The sequence below is a fragment of the Commensalibacter oyaizuii genome (genome assembly GCF_029953265.1).
Lineage (GTDB): Bacteria > Pseudomonadota > Alphaproteobacteria > Acetobacterales > Acetobacteraceae > Commensalibacter > Commensalibacter oyaizuii.
The window spans coordinates 693,657-719,390 of sequence record NZ_JASBAO010000001.1 but is presented as its reverse complement, the minus strand read 5'-3'; the positions used below and the strand labels follow the sequence as shown (position 1 = coordinate 719,390).

The window sequence follows — 25,734 nt, the reverse complement described above, 5'->3', positions numbered from 1 at the left end:
ATCCGTTAAAAAATTCTTAACACGCCCAATGGGGGCAAGACACACTTTGACCGAGAGGATGGGCCTGGCTAATGCAGGTTACTGAGACGCTTTCTGAAAGCCTAAAACGTGGCTTTACAATCGTAATTGAAGAATCACAACTCGCAGAAAAAAGAAATGCACGTTTAGCAGAAATGGGGCATCAGATGAATATACCAGGGTTCCGTCCTGGAAAAGTTCCTCTTCCTGTTGTTAAACAACGTTATGGCGAAACAGTTCAAAATGAAGTTGTTAACGAAGCCGTTTCAGATGCGATTAAAACGACTCTTGAAGAAAGAGGTCTTCGTGCAGCTTCTCAACCAAAAATATCACTTAAAGAAGGCTATAAAGAAGGCGACGATCTTGAATTTTCTTTTGAAGTTGAATTAATTCCTGATTTTGAAGTGCCTGATTTTAAAGGGATTGAATTAACCCGTTTGAAAGCAACGCCAGATGAAGCAGCTTTGAACAAAGCTTTAAATGCGGTTGCGGAACGTCAACGTGACTTTAAAGATATCGAAGAAAAACGTCCAGCTGCCCAAGGTGATGTTCTCGTTGTTGATTTTGTTGGTAAAATCAATGGTATCCCGTTTGATGGTGGTACAGCTAATGATGTCAATGTTGAAATTGGTGGTAGTGGATTTATTCCTGGATTTGCTGAACAAATTGAAGGAATGTCCCCAGGTGAAGAAAAGCAAATCAAAGTAACATTTCCAGAAAATTATCAAGCTGCAAATCTAGCCGGTAAAGAAGCAACATTTGATATTAAAGCAAAGGGGTTAAAGCAAGCTGTTACCCCAGAAATTAATGATGAATTTGCAAAAAAAGTTGGTTTGGAAAGTCTTGACAATTTAAAAGATGTTATCAGTAAACAAATATCCTCAGAATATGATCAACTTTCTCATATGCGTGTAAAGCGTGATCTCTTAGACGTATTAGCTGAAAAAGTTGATTTTGAAATTCCGGTAGGGTTGTTAGAAGCGGAATTTAACCAAATCTGGCAACGTGTCGAAGCTGATCGTAAAGCAGATCGTCTTGAAGAAGAAGATAAACAAAAAGACGAAGAAACTTTGAAAGCTGATTACCGCAAAATTGCTGAACGTCGTGTGAGATTAGGGTTGTTATTAGTTGAAATTGGTCGTCTCAACTCAATTTCAGTGACTGAAGAGGAACTAACGCAAGCCATGCGTAATGAAGCTATGCGTTATCCTGGAAAAGAAAAGGAAGTTATTGAATTTTTCCAAAAAAATCCTCAGGCGATAGATTCTTTACGTGGTCCAATTTATGAAAATAAAGTGGTTGATTATATTCTAGAGCTTGCAAAAATTGATGAAAAAGAAGTAAGCGTTGAAGAATTAGCAGAAATGCCAGCTTCAAAAGTTTAATCTTTTTGTTTGAAGTCTAAAAATGAATGTCTAGATTTGCGTCTGGACATTCATTTTTTTTGTATTTTGGTATAAGTTTATTTAAATTTTATTTTATTTACCTATATGTTTAAGATACATATAGGTAAATAAAACTAGTTTAGAATTTTAGGAAGAAAACTGATGAGGGATTCACAGCCTCTGGAAATTTATGATAATACTCTTGTACCTATGGTGGTAGAGCAAACCTCAAGAGGTGAACGTGCTTTTGATATTTATTCTCGATTATTAAAAGAACGAATCATTTTTTTGACAGGGCCCGTATTTGATCAGGTTGCTTCACTAATCTCTGCGCAATTATTATATTTGGAAAGTATTAATCCTAAAAAAGAGATTTCTTTTTATATTAACAGTCCAGGCGGTGTCGTTTCCGCAGGATTAGCCATCTATGACACAATGCAATATATTCGTTGTCCCGTCAGTACGGTGTGCATCGGTCAGGCAGCATCTATGGGATCTTTGTTGTTATGTGGTGGTGAAAAGGGACAGCGTTTTGCTTTGCCTAACGCACGTATTATGGTTCATCAACCTTCAGGTGGGGCCCAGGGTCAAGCCAGTGATATAGAAATCCAAGCGAAAGAGATTCTTGCTATTCGTAAAAAATTAAATGAGATATATAACGTTCATACTGGCAGAACATTAGAAGAAATAGAACAACGTCTTGAAAGAGACAGTTATATGTCTCCTGAAGAAGCAAAAGATTTTGGTATTATTGATCAGGTTGTTCGAAAAAGGGATATTGATTTATCCAAAGACTAGATCACATAAGTTTTTTCTGAATAGATTATTTTCAAACTGTTTTCCTTATTGATGAACTATGTTTTGGGCGGAGTAATGCTGTTCTTAAGGTCATTTAAGGGTGGGAGTAAAGATGACTGATAAAAGTAATGATTCCAAAAATGCACTTTATTGCTCTTTTTGCGGTAAATCTCAGCACGAAGTCCGTAAGCTGATCGCAGGTCCTACGGTTTTTATTTGTGATGAGTGTGTTGAGTTGTGCATGGATATCGTGCGTGAGGAAAATAAAACTCAAATTACAAAAGAGCATGAAAACCTACCAACACCTAAAGAAATCTGCAAAATTTTAGACGACTATGTTATTGGTCAAAAAGACGCCAAGAAGGTACTGTCCGTTGCTGTTCATAATCATTATAAACGGTTGAACCAACTGGACAGAGCTGGAGACGTTGAAATTGCAAAGTCAAATATTTTGCTCATTGGTCCTACAGGGACAGGAAAGACCTTACTTGCTCAAACTTTGGCCAGAATCATCGATGTGCCTTTTACAATGGCTGATGCGACCACATTGACAGAAGCAGGTTATGTGGGGGAAGATGTCGAAAATATAATTCTCAAATTATTGCAGGCCGCAGATTATAATGTAGAGAGAGCACAAAGGGGGATTGTTTACATCGATGAAATTGATAAAATTTCTCGTAAATCTGATAATCCTTCAATAACTCGTGATGTTAGTGGTGAAGGGGTCCAGCAGGCTTTATTAAAATTAATGGAAGGTACTGTTGCCTCTGTTCCTCCTCAGGGAGGGCGTAAGCATCCACAACAAGAATTTTTGCAAGTTGATACTACAAATATGCTATTTATATGTGGTGGTGCGTTCGCAGGTTTAGATAAAATTATCAGTGCTAGAAGTGTTGGTTATGGAATTGGTTTTGGTGTAGAGGTTAATGAACCCGATAGTCATACTATTGGTCAGTTATTTCGACAGTTAGAACCTGAGGATTTGATGAAATTTGGTCTAATTCCTGAATTTATAGGGCGTTTGCCTGTAATTGCAACGCTAGATGATTTAGACGAGCAAGCGTTGATTCAGATTTTGACGCAGCCTAAAAATGCTTTGATCAAACAGTACCAAAAATTGTTTGAGATGGAACAGGTGCAATTAACATTTACTGATAGTGCTGTAGAAGAAGTTGCAAAAAAAGCAATAGAACGTAAAACTGGGGCTAGAGGATTAAGATCTATCTTAGAAAAAATATTATTATCTACAATGTTTGAATTGCCAGACCTTAAAGATGTAAGTGAAGTTGTTGTAAATAAAGAGGTTGTTGGCCATATTGAAGATCCTGTTTATGTTTATGATGCAAAAAAGAAAAAAACAGAAAAAAGTGCTTAATCTAATAGGTTCATAAATTATGAGTAAGTAAAAAGGATCTGTGATCACAGATCCTTTTTTAAATTTATTTATAAAGGGTTAATAGCAATACATATTGTATTTTTTTGTGTAAGAATTATATCTATTATAGGTTTCATGAGTCTGATTGCGTAATAATGAAAAGTACACTTGAGCGGCCACGATTTTATTAATAAACTTTATTTAAGTGTCATTATTACAAATTATCTTTATGGATAAGGGACAAAGATGTAACATTAATAGAACAATAACAGTCTTTTTATTTTATCCAGAAGATATTATAAAATAGTTATTGATATGGAATGTGCCGATATTGGGCATTCCTTTTCGATCGTCCATATGAGGAGGTCATAACATTATGACAGAAGAAAAAATCAAGTCTTTAGAAAACGAAATCGATAGTGAACAAGATTATCAGCAAATAGACGAACATTCAGGATTGATAGCTGTATTGCCATTACGTGATATTGTTGTTTTTCCTCATATGATTGTTCCATTGTTTGTTGGTCGAGAAAAGTCTGTTCGTGCGTTAGAAGAAGTCACGAAACAGCAAAATAAAATTTTGCTAGTGTCTCAAAAAGACGCTGCATTAGAAGACCCTACAGAAAAGGACATCTATCATTTTGGAACAATTGCATCGATTCTTCAACTTTTAAAATTGCCCGATGGTACAGTAAAAGTTTTAGTTGAGGGGTATAAACGTGCAAAAGTTACGAAAATAATAGATCGCGAAACGTTCTTTGAAGCAACAATAGAAGAAGTTGAAGACGGGCCAATAGACGATAGTAAAGAAATTGATGCTTTGCAGCGCACGGTTGTCACTCAATTTGAGCAGTATGTAAAATTAAATAAAACGATCGCACCTGAAGTATTGGTAGCAGTTAATCAAATTGATGATCCATTTAAACTGGTTGATACCGTTACAAGTCATCTGAATCTAAAGGTTTCTGAAAAACAGTTGATTTTGGAAACAGTTGCTATCGAAGATCGTTTGGAAAGATTGTTAGAGCATCTGGAGGCTGAAGTCGGTGTTTTACAAGTTGAAAAGCGAATTCGCAGTCGAGTCAAAAAACAGATGGAGAAGACCCAGCGCGAATACTATTTGAATGAGCAAATGAAAGCGATTCAAAAAGAATTAGGCGAGGGGGAAGATGGTAAGGACGAGTTAAGCGAGCTTGAAGAAAAAATCAAAAAAAATCGCTTAACAAAAGAAGCTAAAGATAAAGCTCTTTCTGATCTGAAGAAACTACGTAGCATGAGTCCTATGTCGGCAGAAGCTACAGTTGTACGTAATTATCTTGATTGGTTAGTGGCAATTCCTTGGAAAAAACGTTCTAAGGTTTCAAAAGACTTAATGAATGCTGAGAAAATCTTAAATGCTGATCATTATGGTCTTGAAAAAGTAAAAGAACGCATTTTAGAATATTTGGCGGTTCAAGTTCGGTCTTCTAAATTAAAAGGACCTATCTTGTGTTTAGTAGGGCCTCCAGGTGTTGGTAAAACATCACTAGCCCGTTCAATTGCAAAAGCAACAGGACGCGAATATGTCCGTATGTCCTTGGGTGGTGTTCGTGATGAGGCTGAGATTAGAGGTCACCGTCGTACATATATTGGTGCGATGCCTGGTAAAATAATTCAAGGAATGAAAAAAGCTGGAACGTCAAATCCACTATTTCTTTTGGATGAAATTGATAAGTTAGGTGCTGATTGGCGAGGAGATCCAGCGTCTGCATTGCTAGAGGTTTTGGATCCAGAGCAAAATTCGACTTTTGCAGATCATTATCTAGAAGTGGATTATGATTTATCTGATGTTATGTTTGTAACAACAGCAAACAGTTATAATATGCCGCAACCCTTATTAGATCGTATGGAGATTATTCGGCTTTCGGGTTACACAGAAGACGAAAAAGTCGAAATTGCACGTCGTCATTTGATTAGTAAAGAAAGCGAAGCACATAGCTTAAAACCAAATGAATGGTCGATTTCTGATGATGTTTTAAGAGAGCTTGTGCGTACTTATACACGCGAAGCTGGCGTGCGTAATTTAGAGCGTGAAATCGCCAAAATAGCCCGTAAAATCGTCAGGAAGATTGTTTCTGGTGAGTGCAGCCATGTCGACGTTACCTTAGATAATTTAGAGGAATATGTCGGAGTCAAACGTTTCCGTTATGGTGAAAGCGAAGAGCAGGATTTAATTGGTGTTGTAACTGGATTAGCTTGGACCGAGGTTGGCGGTGACATCTTACATATTGAAAGCGTGATGGTCCCAGGAAAAGGGTTGATTAAAAACACTGGGAAACTTGGTGACGTGATGCAGGAAAGTGTTTCTGCCGCATTATCTTATGTTAAAAGTCGTTCTATTCAGTTTGGTATTAAACCTGTGTTGTTTGAGAAAAAAGACATTCACGTCCATGTTCCTGAAGGGGCTACTCCAAAAGACGGACCATCTGCAGGGGTTGCTATGGCAACCAGTATTGTCAGTGTTATGACAGGTATACCTATTCGTAAAGATGTCGCTATGACGGGTGAGATTACACTTCGTGGTCGTGTTTTGCCCATTGGTGGATTAAAGGAGAAACTGTTGGCTGCGTTACGTGCAGGGATTACAACAGTGTTTATTCCAAAAGATAACGAACGGGATCTTGTTGATCTTCCAGAGGCTGTTAAATCTAATTTAAAAATCATTCCTGTAACAAATGCAGATGATGTGATCAATCAGGCACTCACCAGACCTTGCGAATCTATTGAATGGGACGAGACATCAGAATCGACGAAGAATACTGACAAAAGGCTCTCAGAAGGTATTTTACCCCATTAAATGTGATGATCTTGCAACCCAAAGAGCAAGAAGTTAGAAAAATTAGCTATTGAAGCACTGAGAAAGGTTGACGTTCTGTAAAAGTGCTTCAATAGTTTGGAATATGGATCGTTGATACAGTCCAAAGGTATAATTTTTAATTTGTATCGTTACAGTGGAAAGATAAAATAAATGGAAAAGCCGCTTAATAAACAAGAACTCGTTGCAGCTGTTGCTGAAAAAGTTGATTTGTCAAAAGCAAAATCAGCAGAAGTTGTTGATGCCGTATTGAGCACAATCGAAGAAACTCTCGCAAAGAAACAGGAAGTACGTCTTGTTGGTTTTGGCAGCTTCGTTACTGCAACCCGCAAAGCAGCAAAAGGTCGTAACCCACGTACAGGCGAAGAAATTGATATTCCAGCATCTATTTCTGTTCGTTTCAAACCTGGAAAATTATTAAAAGAAGCTGTCAGTAAATAAATTCTTAGTTATCTAAAAAATGACTAGACATACAACGGCTTCAATGCTAAGAAGTCGTTGTTCTGTTAAAAACACTGATTTTTCAACAGAAAAAGGGCGATTAGCTCAGTTGGTAGAGCATCTCGTTTACACCGAGAGGGTCGGCAGTTCGAGCCTGTCATCGCCCACCATAGATTTTTAGATGTTTGTGCATTTAGAAATAGTGACCAGTCTGCAAAGACGAAATACCCTGCGCGGGTGTAGCTCAGTTTGGTTAGAGCGTCGGCCTGTCACGCCGAAGGTCGCGGGTTCGAGCCCCGTCACTCGCGCCATTATATAGTTTTTTATTTTTTTAAAAATAAAGGGCGATTAGCTCAGTTGGTAGAGCATCTCGTTTACACCGAGAGGGTCGGCAGTTCGAGCCTGTCATCGCCCACCATAGATTTTTAGATGTTTATACATTTAGAAATAGTGACCAGTCTGCAAAGACGAAATACCCTGCGCGGGTGTAGCTCAGTTTGGTTAGAGCGTCGGCCTGTCACGCCGAAGGTCGCGGGTTCGAGCCCCGTCACTCGCGCCACTATAATCTTTAGGTTTATAGTCGTAAATCGCAATAAAGTTTACATTATCATTAAAAACTAAAAATTATATTCTCTATTTATATAAAGGCTAGGGTAGGGTATCCATCTTATCAAAGCGTTATAAATATATTTTGGATTACTTGATTTTGTAAATTCAGGAAACATTTCTATTGTGATTAAGATAAAAATTTCCGCTTTTTATGCAATTTAGATGAATATATTATATGTTTGAAATGAAGTAATTATGTATTTATCAATATTTGCATCATAGTGATGGTAGGAGGGCTGAGTCTATGCTTGAAATGCTAAAACTTCTTAACCTAACCATTAGCAGGATGCACAATGGTAAATTATATAGAAGTCTTTTCTATTCTTGATGCTTCTAAAGTGTGCAGGCAGGCATGTATGTAAACCAAAAGAAATGAGATCAATCTTTTATCTTCATTTGTTCAAATCATCTTAGAATATTGAATATGAATTGTTCGTAATTTAGTATCATAGCTTAAAGCTGACGAAAACTTTTAATAAGCTTGTATATAAAAATGCACATTAGCAGTATAAATTTATATGGTTCTCTGTTATAAGACTATCAATATTCAATTTTTTGTTGATGTTTTCAATTGTTATAGAAGCTAAAGAGTTATCTCATGCAAGCTATTTTAGGTAATTATTTACCAGTGCTGATTTTTGGAATTATTTCACTAGTCATAGCATGTGCCATGTTGGGGGCAGCGTTATTTTGCGCAAAACAAAAACCTTATGCTGAAAAAGTATCTCCTTACGAGTGCGGTTTCCCAGCATTTGAAGATGCGCGCCAACTTTTTGATGTTCGATATTATCTGGTTGGTATTTTATTTACAATATTCGATCTCGAAATGGTATTTTTATTCCCATGGGCATTGACTCTTTCCAAAATTGGAATGTTTGGTTTCTTTTCAATGCTCGCTTTTCTTGTTGTGCTGACCATTGGCTTTATCTATGAATGGTGTAAAGGTGCATTAGAGTGGGATTAATTAACAAAATTGATAAGTGTAAGAACGTAATTAGTAAACAGATTTAATCTGCGAATGAGATTGTGATGAGTCAGAATACGACAGAAAACTCTGGTCTTGAAAAAGTATATTGGAATCAGGACGCTTTGCCACCAGGGTCAGAGCAGGATGCTGTAATTAAAGGAATTGCGGGGGCAATCACAGATAAAGGATTTGTGGTTGCCAAATTAGATCAGTTAATCAACTGGGGTCGAACAGGCAGTTTGTGGCCAATGACCTTTGGTTTGGCATGTTGTGCTGTTGAAATGATTCATGCTTATATGCCCCGATATGATTTGGATCGTATGGGGGTTGTGCCAATGGGTTCTCCTAGGCAGGCCGATGTTATGTTGGTTGCTGGGACGTTGACAAATAAAATGGCTCCTGCTTTGCGTCGTTTGTATGACCAAATGTCTGAACCCCGTTGGGTTTTATCCATGGGATCATGTGCCAATGGTGGGGGATATTATCATTATTCTTATTCCGTGGTAAGGGGATGTGACCGTATCGTTCCAGTGGATGTTTATGTCCCAGGATGTCCACCAACCGCCGAGGCATTGGTTTATGGCATAATGTTATTGAAGAAAAAAATTCAACGGACAGGGACAATTATTCGTGGTTGATCAAAGTGAAAATAATAGAAACGTGGCTGTGAATATGCCACGCTTACAAGCTATTGGGTTTATGCTGTCGACTTCTGTTAAAGGAGTGATAAAAGCAGAATTTGAGCAAGATGAGCTTGTTGTCGTTGTTGTGCTTGACCATCTTATGGATTTGTTGAAATTATTAAAAGCACATCCCATATGTCGTTATGAACAATTGATGGATTTGTGTGGGGTTGATTACCCTCAACGTGCGCAACGTTTTGATGTAGTTTACAATTTATTATCAGTTTCCTTAAATCAACGTATACGTGTGGTTGTTCAAACTGATGAACGGACAGCTGTCCCATCTGTTAGAGGATTATGGAAAAGTGCGGATTGGTGGGAGCGTGAATGCTATGATATGTATGGTGTTTTATTCTCGGGACAGCCAGATTTACGTCGCATTTTGACAGATTATGGATTTGACGGGCATCCTTTGCGTAAAGATTTTCCTTTAACGGGATATGTTGAGGTTCGCTATGATGCTGATCAAAACAAGGTGGTTTACGAGCCTGTAACCTTAACGCAGGATATGCGTGACTTTGATTTTGACTCTCCCTGGGAAGGGTTGGTAACACTGCCTGGTGACGAAAAAGTGCATGAAAGACGTCAAAATATTAAGCCGTATTCTTTATAATTATTAGTGAAATCGGCAAAAGGATATTTGATGAGTGAAATTATAGAAAAAGAATTGACGGATAAGACGCAAGCAATATTGTCTGAAGTCAAACAGAATACAGCCCGTGTAATGTCTGGTGATACACACACGTTAAATTTTGGTCCTCAACATCCATCTGCGCACGGGGTGTTGCGCGTGGTTATGGAGTTAGAGGGGGAAGTTATAAAACGGGCGACCCCGCATATCGGTTTATTACATCGTGGAACCGAGAAACTACTTGAACACAAGGCCTATCACAAGGGATTGCCTTATTTCGATCGTTTGGATTATGCCTCTCCAATGTGCGAAGAACATGCTTATGTTCTGGCGACAGAAAAATTATTGCGTGTTGAGGTTCCTGATCGCGGAAAATGGATTAGGGTTTTATTTGCGGAAATTACCCGTATATTAAATCATTTATTGAACGTAACCGCAATGGGATTGGATTGCGGTGCCATGACCCCCGCTTTGTGGGCTTATGAAGAACGTGAACGCTTGATGGAATTTTACGAAGGTGTTTCTGGTGCACGTTTTCATGCGAATTATTTCCGTCATGGAGGCGTTGCCAAAGACATGCCTGATGGGATGGAAGATAAAATTGGTAAATGGGTTCAACATTTTCCCAAAATTGTGGATGACATTGAAGGGTTGTTAACGAATAATCGTATTTGGAAACAAAGAACGGTTGGAATTGGTGTTTGTACAACCGAGGATGCTTTGTCTTGGGGATTTTCAGGTCCTTGTCTAAGAGCTTCAGGAGTGCCTTGGGATTTGCGCCGTTCGCAACCTTATGATAATTACGACAAGGTTGATTTTATAGTACCTGTTGCGCGTCAAGGTGATTGTTATGATCGTTACTTAATCCGGATCATAGAAATGCGCGAAAGTGCCAAGATTATTGAGCAATGTCTAAATAAGATGAAACCTGGGCCTGTTAAGGTTGAAAGTAATAAGATTTCACCTCCTAAGCGCAAAGATATGAAACATTCAATGGAAGCATTGATTAATCACTTTAAATTATATAGTGAGGGATTTCATGTTCCCGCAGGAACAACTTATACCGCAGTAGAAAGTCCTAAGGGAGAGTTTGGAGTTTACTTGGTTGCCGATGGTGGCAGTAAACCCTATCGTTGTAAAATTCGCCCAACAGGTTTCTCGCATTTACAAGCATTAGATGAATTGTCGCATCGTCATATGTTGGCTGATATGGTTGCGATCATTGGTTCATTGGATTTGGTTTTCGGTGAAGTGGATAGATAGGGCGTGATGTCAGAGAAATCTATAAATAAACAACCTGCTGATTTTTCTTTCGATCAAGAAAGTGAACAGCAAATTGAAAAAATATTAGCAAAATATCCTGCTGCGCGAAAAGCAAGTGCCGTAATTCCATTATTATACGTCGTACAAAATCAAATGAAACGACAAACCAAAAGTGCTTGGATTCCTAAGGTTGCGATGGCTGAGGTTGCTAAACGTTTAGAAATTGCTCCTGTCCGTGTGTTTGAGATTGCTACATTTTATACAATGTTTAATTTGGAACCCATTGGGCAATATCATTTACAGGTTTGTGGCACAACACCATGCTGGTTGCGTGGATCTGATGATGTAGTTGCTGCTTGTAAAAAGGCAACAGGTATTACAGAGTATGGGCAAACAAGTGCGGATGGAATGTTTACGCTTTCCGAAGTTGAGTGTCTGGGGGCTTGTGCAAATGCACCTATTTTACAAGTTGATCATGACTACTATGAAGATATGACTGAAGAGAGCACGTTGAAATTGATTGAATTGTTACGTCAAGGTCAAAAACCTGAACCTGGTCCGATGATTGATCGATTAAATTCTGCACCTGTCGGTAAAGAGTTTCCACAAAATACAGGGGCCGAAGATGTTAAGTGATAAAGATCGAATTTTTCCAAACCTGCATGGCCATGATGATTGGAAATTAGCGGGTGCGCGTCGTCGTGGTGATTGGGACAATACTAAAGATATTTTGGCCCAGGGACGCGATACTATTATTAAAACAATTATTGATTCTGGTCTTAGAGGGCGGGGGGGCGCAGGCTTCTCGACTGGATTAAAATGGTCCTTTATGCCAAAAAAAGAAGGTCCCCTACCACATTATTTGGTTATTAACGGTGATGAGTCCGAGCCAGGAACCTGTAAAGATCGCGAGGTAATGCGACATGAACCACATAAGATTGTTGAAGGGGCTTTATTAGCAGCTTTTGCAATCGGAGCGCATACTGCTTACATCTACATTCGTGGCGAATATTATAACGAAGCTAACCGTTTACAGGTTGCTATTGATGAAGCATATGAAGCAGGATTGATTGGCAAAAATGCTTGTGGCAGTGGTTGGGATTTTGACTTTTATATTCATCGTGGTGCTGGGGCTTATATTTGTGGCGAAGAAACAGCTCAGCTGGAAAGTTTAGAGGGTAAAAAAGGACAGCCTCGATTAAAACCACCTTTCCCTGCAGGGAAAGGATTATATGGTTGCCCCACTACGATTAATAATGTTGAAAGTATCTCGGTTACACCAACGATTATGCGTCGGGGTTCTGCATGGTTTGCAGGTATTGGTCGTGCAAATAATACTGGGCCAAAATTAATGGCAATTTCTGGCCATGTAAACACACCTTGTGTTTTCGAAGAAGCTTTAGGATTGCCTTTAAAAGAAATCGTTGAAAAGCATGGTGGTGGTGTTCGTGGAGGATGGGATAATCTGCTTGCGATCATACCTGGGGGAACCTCTATGCCTTTGTTAAACAAAGAGGCTTGTGATACAGCGATAATGGATTTTGATGGTCTGCGTGATGCAGGTTCAAGTTTAGGGACGGCTTGTATGATTGTAATGGATAAATCAACTGATATTATCCGTGCCATCACCCGTATTTCAGAGTTTTATAAACACGAAAGTTGTGGCCAGTGCACACCATGCCGTGAAGGATCAAACTGGGTATTAAAAGTAATGAAACGTATGACGGAAGGGCGTGCAGAGATCGAAGAAATTGATATGTTAATGGATGTTACCAAAAATATTGAAAATACAACGATTTGTGCGTTCGGGATGTCTGTTGCTTGGCCAGTTCAGGCTTTAATTCGGAATTTTCGTCCTGTGATGGAGCAACGAATTATGGATTATAAAAAAGCCCATGGTGGATTATCTCAAGTTCAGGTGCCAGTTGATGCACCAATAGGGGGCTAGGTAAGAATTATGGCAAAAGTATTTGTTGATGGCATTCCTGTAGACGTTCCTAATAACTCTTCCGTTTTACAAGCATGTGAAGTTGCTGGAAAAGAAATTCCGCGGTTTTGTTATCATGAAAAACTGTCTGTTGCTGGTAATTGTAGAATGTGTATGGTCGAAATTACAGGGGCTCGTAAACCTTTGGTTTCTTCATGTTCACATCCTGTAATGGATGGAATGCATGTTACGACGGATTCAGAAACAATTCGTGCAGCAAGACGTAGCACGATGGAATTTCTATTAATTAACCATCCCCTAGATTGCCCAATTTGTGATCAAGGCGGGGAATGTGACCTTCAAGATCAGGCTTTAGGATACGGACACGATTGTTCTCGGTTCAAAGAGGATAAACGCGCTGTTGTTGATAAATATATGGGGCCATTAGTACGCACAGTAATGACGCGTTGTATTCAATGTACGCGATGTGTACGATTTGTAAATGAAATTGCAGGCACTGCTGAGTTAGGTGGAATTTACCGTGGTACTAATTTAGAAATTACCCCTTTTATTGAACAGGGATTGGTATCTGAGTTATCAGGTAATTTAATTGACGTTTGTCCTGTTGGGGCGTTGACCTCCAAACCAACAGCGTTTCACTTTCGTTCATGGGAATTAAAAAACACAGACGCAATCGATGTATTAGACGCTGTTGGAAATAACATTGTTTTGCAAACACGTGGTAATGAAATTATGCGGATTTTACCACGCAAGAACGACGATGTTAATGAGGACTGGTTGGCCGATAAAGGACGTTTTTCTTTGGATGGTTTAAAACGCCGCCGTTTGGATCGCCCTTGGATAAAAAAAGCAGGTAAGCTGGTTGAAGCATCGTGGGCGGAAGCAAGTCAATTTATTGCTGATAAATTAAAAGCTGTTTCTGGTGATCGTCTTGGTGCAATTGCTGGGGATCTGTGCGATGCAGAAAGCATGGCTGCGCTTAAGCATTTAATGAATGCATTGGGATCAACAAATGTGGATTGTCGTCAAGATGGTGCGTATTATGATGTTTCTAAACGCGGGCATTATGTTTTTAATACGTCAATAGCTGGGATCGATCAGGCCGATGCGTTATTGGTCGTTGGTTCTTTCCCAAGGCATGAAGCCCCTGTATTGAATGCCCGCATTCGAAAACGTTGGTTATCCTTAACCGAACAATTCCCTATTGCTTATATTGGTGAATTGCCTGATGATCCAAATTACAAGGTGGACTTACTAGGACAAGACCCCGCATTAATAGAGCAGCTGTTAAATGATCAGCATCCATTTGCTGAAGTTTTAAAATCGGCAAAGCGTCCAATGATCATTTTGGGTCATGGGGCGTTGACCCGTGTAGACTCTAAATTAATCTATGCCAAGACCATGGCATTGGCTGGTCAGGTTGGTGCAATTTCTGAAGACTGGAATGGATTCAACATTTTACATCAAGCAGCCTCTCGAGTTGCTGGATTAGATCTCGGTTTTATTCCTGATGCACAATCAAAAGATGCTCTCTCTATGATAAAGGGAGGGGTCGATGCTCTATGGTTGTTAGGTGCCGATGAAATAGATATCTCGAAACTTGATCCTGAATGTTTTGTGATTTATCAAGGGCATCACGGTGAAAAAGCAGCTGCTCGTGCAGATGTGATTTTGCCAGGAGCAGCATATACTGAAAAATCAGCATCTTATATGAATACCGAGGGGCGTCTTCAACGTAGTTTCCGCGCCATTTGCCCACCTGGCGAAGCAAAAGAAGAATGGGTTGGTATTCAAAAAGTTGCAGAGCAACTAGCTGTCGATTTGCCTTACCACGATTTGCAATCTTTGCAAGATTATATGGTTAAGATAAATCCAGTATTTGCACAGGTTGGTTTACAGCATAATGCAATGGATATTAGCATAGCTAACGCTGCTGAAGGAAAGTTTGAAAATCAAGGACTTAAAAGTAATATTTCAGACTATTTCTTGACAAATGTGATTAGCCGGGCAAGTTTAACAATGAATGAATGCTCAAAGGTGCGTTATGCATCTTCGGCTGAGGCAGCGGAGTAATCGACGTGGAACAATTCTTTTATCATACGATGGTTGGTTCAGTTCTTTTGATTATTTTAAAAACGCTTGCCGTTCTTGTGCCATTGTTAATTGGTGTGGCCTACCTTACGTGGATTGAACGTAAAGTATTGGCTGCAATTATGTTGCGTAAAGGACCCAACGTTGTTGGGCCTTTTGGGTTGCTACAACCATTTGCTGATGCTGTGAAAATGATTTTCAAAGAAACCATTATTCCAGCCAAAGCAAATCGTGTCATTTTCTTCTTAGCGCCTGTTATTGGATTTACACTGTCTATGGCTGCATGGGTGGTTATCCCCGCAAATGACGGGTGGGCAGTGGCCAATTTGAATATCGGTGTATTATATTTGTTGGCAGTGTCATCAATCAGCATATATGCAACGTTGTTGGCTGGTTGGGCGTCAAATTCAAAATATTCTTTGTTGGGTGCGATGCGTGCAACAGCCCAGATGATCTCTTATGAGGTCTCAATGGGGCTGGTTATTGTTTCGGTTTTATTGTTGGTTGGTAGTGCAAATTTAAATGATATTGTCTTAGCGCAACGTCACATTTGGTTCTTCTTACCAATGTTCCCGATGTTTATTATCTTCTTTATTTCCTGTTTGGCAGAAACCAATCGTCCACCTTTTGATTTTGCTGTGGGCGAAAGTGAATTGGTTGCAGGGTTTTTTGTTGAATATTCATCCATGGCTTTTGGTTTATTCTTCTTGGCTGAATATGGAAATATGATTTTGATGTCGGCATTTATCAGCATCTTATTTTTAGGTGGATGGCTGCCTCCAATCGACTGTATGCCTTTTACCTGGATTCCTGGGCCTTTTTGGTTAATTATTAAAATCCTGTTTTGTTTATTTTGCTTTATTTGGGTTAGAAGTGCCTTCCCAAGATATCGTTATGACCAGTTAATGCGTCTTGGATGGAAAGTTTTCTTGCCATTTTCCTTGGTTTGGGTTGTATTAACCGCAGGATTCATGATGGCCACGGGTATAGGTATTTATGGAGGGGCTGGTTAAAATGGGATTTATTGATAGAACAGCACGATCTTTTTTATTATCGGAATTATTAACAGGTTTAGGGATAACCTTGCGTTACTTCTTTAAACCTAAGGCAACTATAAATTATCCTTATGAAAAAGGCCCTATATCCCCACGTTTTCGTGGTGAACATGCATTGCGTCGATATGCCAACGGCGAAGAAAGATGCATTGCATGTAAACTATGTGAGGCTACATGTCCTGCTGAAGCAATAACAATTGAGTCTGAAGCCAGAAGTGATGGTTCAAGAAGAACGACGCGTTATGACATTGATATGACGAAATGTATCTATTGTGGGTTGTGTCAGGAGGCATGTCCTGTTGATGCGATTGTCCAAGGACCGAATTACGAATTTGCAACTGAAACCCGTGAAGAGTTAATGTATAATAAACAAAAATTATTATCCAACGGTGACCAATGGGAAAGTGCGTTAGCACATCGGTTGGAGCAGGACGCCCCATATCGGTAGGCGGGAATAAAAGAACAATGATGAATATAATATTTTTATTGCAAGTCGGCTCAAGAGCCCTGAGACAAGGAATAGGGTCATGACGCCAATTATTCTTTTTTATATTTTTGCAGCTATTTTGCTTGGCTCTGCTGTGATGGTGGTTTGTTCCCGAAACTCTGTTCATGCAGCTTTATTTTTGGTCTTGGCTTTTTGTAATGCTGCAGGATTATTTATACTAGCTGGTGCAGAATTCTTGGGCATTTTATTGATCGCCATTTATGCTGGTGCGGTCATGATTTTGTTCTTGTTTATAGTTATGACAATGCAAACCAATTTGGTGCAGTTAAAAGAAGGCATGCAACGTTACGTATTTGTTGGGGGTGTTGTTGCTGCTATTTTAGCTGTTGAGCTTGTAATAATAGCTTTAAATTGGCATGTAGATCCGCAAGTATTGCAAAATGCTCAACAACCAGTGTTACAAGCATTACCAAATACTCAGGGATTAGGATTATTAATTTATACGCACTATATTTTCTTATTCCAAGTTGGGGGATTGATTTTATTGGTTGCGATGATTGGTGCCATTGTTCTGACCTTGCGTAAACGCCCCAATAATCGTAGGCAAGATGTAGGTCGTCAGCATATGCGTGAACCAAGCCAAACATTAGAATTGCGTAATATTGAACTAAATAAAGGTGTTGATGAACTTGGTGGGTTCCTTAGACCAAAAGAAACCTATTTCGGTGTTGCGCAAGAGGATTCATTTGGTCCAAAACCTGGAGATAAAATGGATATTACAGAAAAAAGACAACAAAGGGAGCTGTCAAAATGAATGTTTTGAGTACGGTTGGCATTGCTCCTTATATGATTGTGAGTGGGCTTTTGTTTACAATTGGTCTGTTTGGAATCTTTGCTGGCAGAAAGAATTTAATTGTTATTTTGATGTCAATTGAATTAATGCTGCTATCTGCTAATTTAAATTTAATTGCATTTTCTTCTGTTTTTGGAAATTTGACAGGTCAGGTTTTGGTTATGTTTAGTTTGACCGTGGCCGCTGCTGAATCTGCCATTGGTCTTGCTATTGTAATGGTTTACTATCGAAATCGCCATTCTGTCGAAGTTCAAGATACAACGATGATGAAGGGATAATGGAAAAATGACGCCAATAGCATCATCGTTATTTGTTACGGCTGTTTTTGCCCCGTTGGGCGGTTTTTTATGTGCAGGATTACTGGGCAGAATCCTTGGAGATTCTTTTGCCAAATTCATTTCTATTTTAGGAATGGTTATCGCTGTTATAAGTGCATGGTGTGTTCTAGGACACGCCTATAATTCTGGTGTTAGTAGTGAAATTGTTCCAGTAATTGACTGGATACGCGCTGGTAATTTCCATGTCAGCTGGTTTTTACGGCTAGATATGCTATCAGTTGCTATGTTGACCATGGTGACAAGTGTTTCTTTGCTGGTTCATATTTATAGTATTGGCTATATGTCTCATGAAACCATGCCAACCTATCGTTTCTTTGCTTATCTTTCGTTATTTACATTCAGTATGATTATGCTGATAACTTCGGATAATCTAATTGAATTATTCTTTGGTTGGGAAGCAGTGGGTTTATCCAGTTATTTACTAATTGGTTATTGGTATACTAAGCCTGCGGCTGTTACTGCTGCGATTAAAGCCTTTGTTGTTAATCGTATTGCTGATTTATTTTTCTTAGTTGGTATTTGTTTACTATTCGTTCTTTCTGGTTCTGTTTTCTATGACGATATTTTTCAAAGAATACCAGAATTAGCCAATACACATTATCATTTACTAACATTTGATTTCAAAGCTTATGAATTAATTGCGTTTTTGCTGTTTATAGGTGCAATGGGTAAATCGGCTCAGCTGTTTTTGCATGTATGGTTGCCTGATGCAATGGAAGGCCCCACCCCAGTTTCTGCGTTAATTCACGCTGCAACAATGGTCACGGCTGGTATTTTCCTGATGGCACGTATGTCCCCATTGGTTGAACTAGCTCCGCACGTAAAAATGTTTATTACCATAATGGGTGGGACAACGGCATTTTTTGCAGGAACTGTCGCATTGGCGCAGCCCGATATCAAAAAATCAATTGCTTATTCTACATGTTCCCAATTGGGTTATATGTTTGTTGCGGTTGGTGTTGGTGCGTACCAAGTTGCCATGTTTCATTTAACAACCCACGCTTTTTTCAAGGCACTATTGTTTCTTGGTGCTGGGTCAGTGATTCACGCATTACATGATGAACAAAATATGTTCAAAATGGGTGGTTTGGCAAAAAAATTGCCAATAACCTGTGTACTAATGTGGATCGGTTGTTTGGCATTGGGAGGGATATTCCCATTTGCTGGATATTGGTCAAAAGACGCAATTTTAGAGGCTGCGTGGATGTCTGGTACGGCTGTCGGGCATTATGCTTGGGTTATGACTGCGATTACGGCATTCCTAACTGCATTTTATAGTTGGCGTATTTTATTTTTGGTTTTTCATGGTAAACCTAAAGATCAGAAATTGCATGATCATGCCCATGAATCTTCACCAATCATGACATTGCCTATGGCTGTTTTGGGTGTTGCTGCGACAATTGGTGGTATTGTGTTAGCACCTTATTATATTGGGGTTCATCAAATTGCGTTTTGGGACGGATCCATTTTCAATGCACCTAGTAACCATATCATGACCCTAATGCATCATACCCCAGCTTTGATTGCTAAGGCACCTTTGGCTTTGGGTATTTTAGGAATTGTTGTGGCTTTTGTTTGTTATATTGCTGTACCTAAAATTCCAGTTGTTGCAGCCTCAAGCTTGCGAGGTGTGTATCAATTCTTGTTGAACGCATGGTATTTTGACAAATTATATGATTTCATTTTCGTACGTCCATATATCGCCATATCCAAAGCACTGTGGAAAGTAGGGGATGAAGGTGTGGTACAAGAAATGCCTGTTGCGCTTGCACGGTTAACCAACCGATCTGCTAAAAAGGTTGCTTGGACACAAAATGGGTCTTTTGCTTTGTATAGTTTTACCATGGCAATTGGGTTGGTGGTGGTACTTGCCACTTTCCTGATCTATCATTGATTTTAAGAAGTCAGGATTAATCCGATGAATTGGACACTTGCTATTCCAGAGATTGTATTGTCAATCAGTGGTCTTATTATTCTTCTTTTTGGCGCATTAAAGAAAGATAATTCTTTCTTTCCTTGTGCTATCTTTTCTGTTGCGGCATTTATCGCTGTAGGGTTCTTAGCATTAACTATTCCCGATGGTGTGGGATATCATGGTTTATTTATCAATGATGCATTCTCACGCTATATGAAATTGCTCGTTTTGATTGCTGGATTGTTATGTGTTATTTTATCTATAGATTTTAATGGAAAAAATAATACCAACTGCTTTGAATTTATTGCGCTAATTGTATTTTCCACTGTTGGTGCCATGATTATGGTGTCATCAAATAATTTGATGAGCCTTTATCTTGGTTTAGAATTATCTTCACTGGCGTTATATATTCTGTGTGCTATTGATCGTAATAGCGTATTTTCTGCTGAATCTGGGGTCAAATATTTCGTTTTAGGCTCGGTTGCTTCTGGAATCTTACTGTATGGTATTTCCATGGTGTACGGTTTTTCAGGTGGAATGGGTTACGAAAACATACATCATGTTATTGCATCTTCTAATACGACTTCTGTTGGTTTTGCGATTGGGTTGGTTTTTGTATTGGTTGGATTGTGTTTTAAAATTTCAGCAGTGCCTTTCCACATGTGGACACCAGATGTTTATCAAGGGGCACCAACCCCAGTTACGACTTTCTTATCGACGTCTCCTAAATTTGCAGCATTTGCATTATTTTTGCGATTAATGGTTGGTCCTTTTGGGCAAATTTCGCCTCAATGGCAATTATTGATCGAAGTCATCGCCATTCTTTCGATCATTATTGGTAGTGTGGGTGCGATTGCTCAGATTAACATTAAGCGTATGATGGCTTATTCATCAATTGCGCATATGGGATACGCGCTTGTTGGATTAGCTGCTGCGACGTCGGATGGTGTGCTAGGAACATTAATTTATTTAACAACATATCTTTTCATGAATGTTGGTACGTTTGCTGTGATTGCTGCGATGACCCGTAAGGGACATGTTGTAGAAAATATTAATGATTTAGCTGGTTTAGGGAAAACTGATCCAGGTATCGCAACAGCTATGGCAATCTTTATGTTCAGCATGGCTGGTGTGCCACCTTTGGCAGGTTTCTTTGGTAAATTCATGGTATTCTGGGCAGCGATTTCAGCACATCTTTATTTATTGACCATTGTTGGTATTTTAGCCAGCGCAGTAGGGGCATTCTTTTATCTGCGAATTGTAAAAATTATGTTCTTTGATAAACCTGCAGAAGCTTTGGATCAACGTTCACTGTCTTTGTCTTTTATTTCATTTGGTATGGGAACATTAACAGTTATCTTTTTGTTATTTATGAGCCCAATGTTACATATCAGTAAAATTGCAGCGCAGTCTTTATTTCATTAATTATGAAGGTTAAGGGTGGATAATTATATTACCTGGCAGGTAGAGCATTATCCAACCTTGCCATCTACAAATGATTATTGTATCGAACAAGCCAGATTGGATAATAGGTCTAATCTGGCTGTTTTAGCTGATTCACAAACCACCCCTAGAGGCAGTAGAGGAAGGCAGTGGGTTGAGCCAACGGGTAATCTTGCGCTATCTTTCTTATATTGGCCATCATTTAGTATAAAAAAAGTGCATTGGGTACCCTTTGTTGCATCTTTGGCCTTGTATGATGCGGTTATAAATTTGTGTGGTAACCAGCACGAGCTTTGTATTAAATGGCCGAACGATTTATTGTTTAATAATAAGAAAATTGCGGGTATTTTAATTGAAAGTCATATTGAATATCCGTGTCATTTAAAATGGTTGGTTTTAGGGTTTGGGGTTAATATTTTTTCGGCACCACTGTTATCTGATAGAGTAGTCGGATGCCTAAAAGATTTTATTGTTGATCCGCCTACACCAAAACAGTTGGCTGAACATGTTGGAGTATCTTTAAGTTATTGGTTACAATGCCTTAGCTCTGAAAAAGAATCGTTAATTCGAGATGAATGGAGTAAAAGAAGCATTAAAATTGGCACTCCTTTGGTGGTTACGATTGCGAATAATCAATATCAAGGTGTATATAATGGAATTGACGAAAAGGGATTTTTGTTATTGAAAACGCCGACAAAAATGGAACATATTTCAGCAGGCGAAGTTTTTTATTTGGATAAATATAAGGAAAAATAAACGTGCTGTTAGTAGTCGATGTGGGAAATACCAATATTGTTTTTGCCGTCCACGATGGTAAAGAATGGTTGGGAACGTGGCGTATTGCAACGACTGCTAATCGTACGTCTGATGAATATGCGGCAACATTATTCTTGTTAATGGAAAAGCAAAATATTCCTGTTACCCAGATTACCAAGGCTATTATTGGAACTGTGGTTCCGCCTGTTTTGTATCAATTGCTTTTGTTATGTCGTCAATGGTTTGGTGTAGAACCCATAGTGGCATCAGCGACCTTAGATTGGGGATTTGATATATTAATTAATAATCCCCAAGAGGTAGGGGTGGATCGTTTACTAAATGGTTTGGCAGCACATCAATTATATGGTGGTCCTTTGATTGTGGTTGATCTTGGAACTGCAACAACATTTGACATGATTGATCAGGATGGAAATTATTGTGGGGGGATCATAGCACCTGGATTAACCCTGTCTTTGGAGGCACTACATAGTGCCGCGGCAAGGTTGCCAAGGATTGGTATTGGCAGGCCGCAATCAGTGGTTGGTAAAGAAACGATTGGTGCAATGAAATCTGGTATTTATTGGGGATATATCGGGCTGATCGAAGGAATAATTAAAAGAATTCAAGACGAATATTCCCAACCATTAACGGTTGTTGGTACGGGTGGATTAGCGCCTTTACTTGCCGAAGGGACACCCGTTTTTAAAAAGATTAATCCAGAGCTTACTCTGGAAGGATTAAGAATGCTTGCAAAGCGAAATTTATTAAAAAACACAAAGTCTAAAACATAGAAGGATAATTATGAATGAAACGGTGAATGATTTTGCCTTTCTTCCTTTGGGGGGAACGGGCGAAATTGGCATGAACTTTAATCTTTATCGACTAAATGGATCGTGGCTTGCAATTGATTGTGGTATTGGATTCAGTGGCAATGATATGCCAGAGGCCGATATTTTGGTACCTGATCCAGAGTTTATTGCTCGTCAAAAAGACAAATTACTGGCATTAGTTATTACCCATGCCCACGAGGATCACATCGGGGCTGTGGCTTATTTATGGCCTGATCTGGAATGTCCTGTATATGCGACAGCATTTGCTGCGTCCATATTGCGTCGAAAATTGAGAGAGGCTGGATTATTGAACGAGGTAACCATTCATTTGATTCGAATGGGAGATCGATTTAATATCGGTGAATTCGATCTTGAATTCATTCCAGTAACGCATTCCATCCCTGAGGCACAAAGCGTTGTTATCCGTACACCTTACGGCAATGTATTGCATACAGGGGATTGGAAACTTGATCCAGAACCTGTTATTGGAGATAGAACCAATTTAGAGAAATTCGCAGCGTTGGGGCGTGAGGGGATCTTGGCAATGGTATGTGACAGTACCAATGTGATTGTAAAACGCCCCCCTGGATCAGAGGCTGAAGTAAGGCGCAGTTTAACCAAAATAATTGCTGAGATACAGGGCAGGGTGGCAGTTACCTGTTTTGCTAGTAATGTATCACGGGTTGAAAGTATTGCCTTTGCAGCAAAGCAAGCAGGTCGCCCTGTGGTGATTATTGGACGTTCATTGCGTAACTTGGAAACTACAGCCCGTGAAAATGGGTATTTGGCAGATATTCCGCCTTTTTTCACAGAACAAAATATGAATGATATTGAACAAGAAAATATCGTTTTTATTGTTACAGGTAGTCAGGGCGAAGAGCGTTCAGCATTAACTCGTATTTCTCAAGATGTGCATCAACATATTTCCTTTGGCACTGGAGATACTGTAATTTACAGCAGTCGAACCATACCAGGTAATGAATTAGCTATTATGCGAGTACAAGATAATTTAGCGCGACGTGGTGCGCGAGTTATTACATCGCGCGATCATCTGGTTCATGTTTCTGGTCATGCCAGTTATGAGGAAGTTTCCCAAATGTATAAATTGGTTCAACCAAAATATGGCGTACCTGTTCATGGCGAGTGGATTCACCTTAGCGCCCAAGCCGAAGTTGCCAAGGAAAACGGGGCAGAACCAATTTTACTAGAGGATGGCGACATTTTACGTTTTGGCCCTGGCGAACCAAAAATTGTTGCAGGGGCTCCTTATGGTCGATTGGTTATTGATGGCAATCGTTTGCTATCCATAGAGGGTGATGTATTAGCTGCCAGACGTCGTATGTTGTATAATGGCGTTGTCGTTGCCAGCTTTGCCGTTAACCAACAAGGGGAATTACTTAGCGATCCAAATATTAGTGCCCCAGGTCTATTTGATCAATATGATGAAGAGTTTGATGACGTTGTTGACGAATTTGCAGAGGCATTGGAACGTTTACCCAAAGAAGTACGCGTAAGAGATGAGGAATTGGAAGATAATGCTAAATCTATTTTACGTCGTATGTTGGGACGCAAATTGAAAAAGAAACCTTTGGTTGATATTCATCTGTTACGTCTTTAAAAGTTTGACAAAGCCTGTTTATAGTTTTGTAATCATTTTTGTTTTAATGTTTGTTATTGAATAAGTCTGTTTAGGATTAATGAATTTATGCGTTTATCGTCTAGTTTTCTTCCTACCTTGAAGGAAGTACCTGCTGAGGCTCAGATCGCTTCTCATCGTTTGATGATAAGAACGGGCATGGTTCGTCAAATGTCTTCAGGTATTTATGCTTGGTTACCTGCTGGTTTGCGTGTGCTAAATAATATTTCTCGTATTGTCAGAGAAGAGCAAGACGCCATTAATGCCCAAGAAGTATTAATGCCAACATTACAATCAGCAGATCTTTGGAAACGTTCAGGACGTTATGATGCTTATGGTCCAGAAATGTTGCGTATTGTTGATCGTCACAAACGGGATTTATTATATGGACCAACAAACGAGGAAATGATTACTGATATATTCGATCAGTACGTAACCTCTTATAAAAGTTTGCCAACTTTATTATATCAAATTCAATGGAAATTCAGGGATGAAATTCGTCCACGGTTTGGAGTCATGCGTGGACGTGAATTTTATATGAAGGATGGTTACAGTTTTGATTTGAATTATGACAATGCGGTCGTGACATATCATAAAATGATGTTGGCATATTTGCGGACATTCCAACGCATTGGGGTAAAGGCAATTCCTATGTTGGCTGATACGGGACCAATTGGCGGGGATTTAAGTCATGAATTTATTATCTTAGCCCCTACTGGCGAAAGTGGTATTTTCTTTGATTCAGCGTTTACAGAACATAATTGGTTAGAAATGCCTGTTGATATTGAAGATAAAGATTCTTTGGCAGCATTTTTTAAACGTATGACAAATTTTTATGCTGCAACCGATGAAAAACATAACGAGGCAGAGTGGGATAAAGTCCCACAAGAAAGAAAATGTGAAGGCCGTGGTATTGAAGTCGGACAAATTTTCTATTTTGGAACCAAATATACTGAATCAATGAATGTTTCAGTTGTTGGGCCCGATAGTCAAAAAATCTATCCGCATATGGGATCTTATGGTATTGGGGTATCGCGTTTGGTTGGGGCGATTATTGAATCCTCTCATGATGAAAATGGGATTATTTGGCCTGATAACGTAGCACCATTTAAGGCTGTGATTATCAATTTGGGAATGAAAGATCAGGCATGTAAAGATGTTTGTGAATCTTTGTATCAAATTGATCCTGAAAATTTTGTTTATGATGATCGGGATGAGCGGGCTGGAGCAAAATTTGCTCACGCGGATTTAATGGGGCATCCTTGGCAAATTATTGTCGGCCCACGCGGGGTTGCACAAAATGTTGTAGAAGTCAAACGCAGAAAAACAGGTCAGCGCGCCGAAGTGCCCGTTGAACAAGTTATGGATTATATCAGCACACATCAGGATTAAAACCT

General features: G+C 39.3%; 22 protein-coding genes and 4 tRNA genes. All 26 read left to right on the top strand.

Annotation, left to right across the window (positions count from 1 at the left end):
* Positions 1-71: 71 nt before the first annotated feature.
* The 26 genes from tig to proS all read left to right on the top strand — a co-directional run bounded on the left by tig (position 72) and on the right by proS (position 25,729).
* Complete coding sequence (gene tig / locus QJV27_RS03170; protein WP_281447531.1) at positions 72-1,403, top strand: trigger factor; 1,332 nt, start codon at positions 72-74, stop codon at positions 1,401-1,403.
* A 162-nt stretch (positions 1,404-1,565) separates the two neighbouring features.
* Positions 1,566-2,201 carry an ATP-dependent Clp protease proteolytic subunit gene (locus QJV27_RS03165; RefSeq protein WP_281447530.1) on the top strand — a complete coding sequence of 212 codons (636 nt, stop codon included), beginning with the start codon at positions 1,566-1,568 and terminating at the stop codon, positions 2,199-2,201.
* Between the two features lie 112 nt (positions 2,202-2,313).
* Entirely contained in the window at positions 2,314-3,576 is a 1,263-nt protein-coding gene (clpX, locus tag QJV27_RS03160; protein ID WP_281447529.1) for an ATP-dependent Clp protease ATP-binding subunit ClpX, read from the top strand.
* Positions 3,577-3,952: 376 nt separating this feature from the next.
* Positions 3,953-6,412, top strand: coding sequence for an endopeptidase La (gene lon, locus QJV27_RS03155; RefSeq protein ID WP_281447528.1), 2,460 nt, complete (start codon positions 3,953-3,955; stop codon positions 6,410-6,412).
* A 171-nt stretch (positions 6,413-6,583) separates the two neighbouring features.
* A complete protein-coding gene (locus QJV27_RS03150) occupies positions 6,584-6,871 on the top strand; it encodes an HU family DNA-binding protein (RefSeq protein WP_008853656.1) in 288 nt (95 codons plus the stop codon).
* 94 nt (positions 6,872-6,965) lie between these two features.
* Positions 6,966-7,041: transfer RNA gene (locus QJV27_RS03145), tRNA-Val, on the top strand.
* 63 nt (positions 7,042-7,104) lie between these two features.
* Positions 7,105-7,182 (top strand) — tRNA-Asp (locus QJV27_RS03140).
* A gap of 31 nt (positions 7,183-7,213) precedes the next feature.
* A tRNA-Val gene (locus QJV27_RS03135) sits at positions 7,214-7,289 on the top strand.
* A 63-nt stretch (positions 7,290-7,352) separates the two neighbouring features.
* A tRNA-Asp gene (locus QJV27_RS03130) sits at positions 7,353-7,430 on the top strand.
* A gap of 648 nt (positions 7,431-8,078) precedes the next feature.
* Positions 8,079-8,444: an NADH-quinone oxidoreductase subunit A gene (gene ndhC, locus QJV27_RS03125; protein ID WP_281447527.1), complete on the top strand. Its 366-nt coding sequence runs from the start codon at positions 8,079-8,081 to the stop codon at positions 8,442-8,444.
* Positions 8,445-8,509: 65 nt separating this feature from the next.
* Positions 8,510-9,085: a NuoB/complex I 20 kDa subunit family protein gene (locus QJV27_RS03120; RefSeq protein ID WP_281447526.1), complete on the top strand. Its 576-nt coding sequence runs from the start codon at positions 8,510-8,512 to the stop codon at positions 9,083-9,085.
* A gap of 34 nt (positions 9,086-9,119) precedes the next feature.
* Positions 9,120-9,743 carry an NADH-quinone oxidoreductase subunit C gene (locus QJV27_RS03115; protein WP_281448960.1) on the top strand — a complete coding sequence of 208 codons (624 nt, stop codon included), beginning with the start codon at positions 9,120-9,122 and terminating at the stop codon, positions 9,741-9,743.
* Positions 9,744-9,854: 111 nt separating this feature from the next.
* The gene (locus QJV27_RS03110; protein ID WP_281448959.1) at positions 9,855-11,024 is read left to right on the top strand and encodes an NADH-quinone oxidoreductase subunit D; all 1,170 of its coding nucleotides are present in this window, start codon (positions 9,855-9,857) and stop codon (positions 11,022-11,024) included.
* A gap of 6 nt (positions 11,025-11,030) precedes the next feature.
* Positions 11,031-11,660 (top strand): complex I 24 kDa subunit family protein, encoded by a 630-nt coding sequence (locus QJV27_RS03105; protein WP_281447525.1) that lies wholly within the window; start codon positions 11,031-11,033, stop codon positions 11,658-11,660.
* Positions 11,650-12,972, top strand: coding sequence for an NADH-quinone oxidoreductase subunit NuoF (gene nuoF, locus QJV27_RS03100; RefSeq protein ID WP_281447524.1), 1,323 nt, complete (start codon positions 11,650-11,652; stop codon positions 12,970-12,972). Before QJV27_RS03105 ends, nuoF begins: the two co-directional genes overlap by 11 nt.
* 9 nt (positions 12,973-12,981) lie before the next feature.
* Positions 12,982-15,045 carry an NADH-quinone oxidoreductase subunit NuoG gene (gene nuoG / locus QJV27_RS03095; RefSeq protein ID WP_281447523.1) on the top strand — a complete coding sequence of 688 codons (2,064 nt, stop codon included), beginning with the start codon at positions 12,982-12,984 and terminating at the stop codon, positions 15,043-15,045.
* A 5-nt stretch (positions 15,046-15,050) separates the two neighbouring features.
* On the top strand, positions 15,051-16,076 hold the full coding sequence (nuoH, locus tag QJV27_RS03090) for an NADH-quinone oxidoreductase subunit NuoH (RefSeq protein ID WP_281447522.1): 1,026 nt from the start codon (positions 15,051-15,053) through the stop codon (positions 16,074-16,076).
* Between the two features lies 1 nt (position 16,077).
* Entirely contained in the window at positions 16,078-16,566 is a 489-nt protein-coding gene (gene nuoI / locus QJV27_RS03085) for an NADH-quinone oxidoreductase subunit NuoI (protein WP_281447521.1), read from the top strand.
* 79 nt (positions 16,567-16,645) lie between these two features.
* The gene (locus QJV27_RS03080; protein ID WP_281447520.1) at positions 16,646-17,380 is read left to right on the top strand and encodes an NADH-quinone oxidoreductase subunit J; all 735 of its coding nucleotides are present in this window, start codon (positions 16,646-16,648) and stop codon (positions 17,378-17,380) included.
* Positions 17,377-17,697 (top strand): NADH-quinone oxidoreductase subunit NuoK, encoded by a 321-nt coding sequence (gene nuoK, locus QJV27_RS03075; protein ID WP_281447519.1) that lies wholly within the window; start codon positions 17,377-17,379, stop codon positions 17,695-17,697. Before QJV27_RS03080 ends, nuoK begins: the two co-directional genes overlap by 4 nt.
* Positions 17,698-17,704: 7 nt before the next feature.
* Positions 17,705-19,651: an NADH-quinone oxidoreductase subunit L gene (nuoL, locus tag QJV27_RS03070; RefSeq protein ID WP_281447518.1), complete on the top strand. Its 1,947-nt coding sequence runs from the start codon at positions 17,705-17,707 to the stop codon at positions 19,649-19,651.
* Positions 19,652-19,675: 24 nt separating this feature from the next.
* Positions 19,676-21,097 (top strand): NADH-quinone oxidoreductase subunit NuoN, encoded by a 1,422-nt coding sequence (nuoN, locus tag QJV27_RS03065; protein WP_281447517.1) that lies wholly within the window; start codon positions 19,676-19,678, stop codon positions 21,095-21,097.
* Between the two features lie 15 nt (positions 21,098-21,112).
* Entirely contained in the window at positions 21,113-21,871 is a 759-nt protein-coding gene (locus tag QJV27_RS03060; RefSeq protein WP_281447516.1) for a biotin--[acetyl-CoA-carboxylase] ligase, read from the top strand.
* Positions 21,872-21,873: 2 nt separating this feature from the next.
* On the top strand, positions 21,874-22,662 hold the full coding sequence (locus QJV27_RS03055; RefSeq protein WP_281447515.1) for a type III pantothenate kinase: 789 nt from the start codon (positions 21,874-21,876) through the stop codon (positions 22,660-22,662).
* A gap of 10 nt (positions 22,663-22,672) precedes the next feature.
* Entirely contained in the window at positions 22,673-24,319 is a 1,647-nt protein-coding gene (locus QJV27_RS03050; RefSeq protein WP_281447514.1) for a ribonuclease J, read from the top strand.
* An 87-nt stretch (positions 24,320-24,406) separates the two neighbouring features.
* Positions 24,407-25,729 (top strand): proline--tRNA ligase, encoded by a 1,323-nt coding sequence (proS, locus tag QJV27_RS03045; RefSeq protein ID WP_281447513.1) that lies wholly within the window; start codon positions 24,407-24,409, stop codon positions 25,727-25,729.
* The last annotated feature ends 5 nt before the right edge of the window (positions 25,730-25,734 follow it).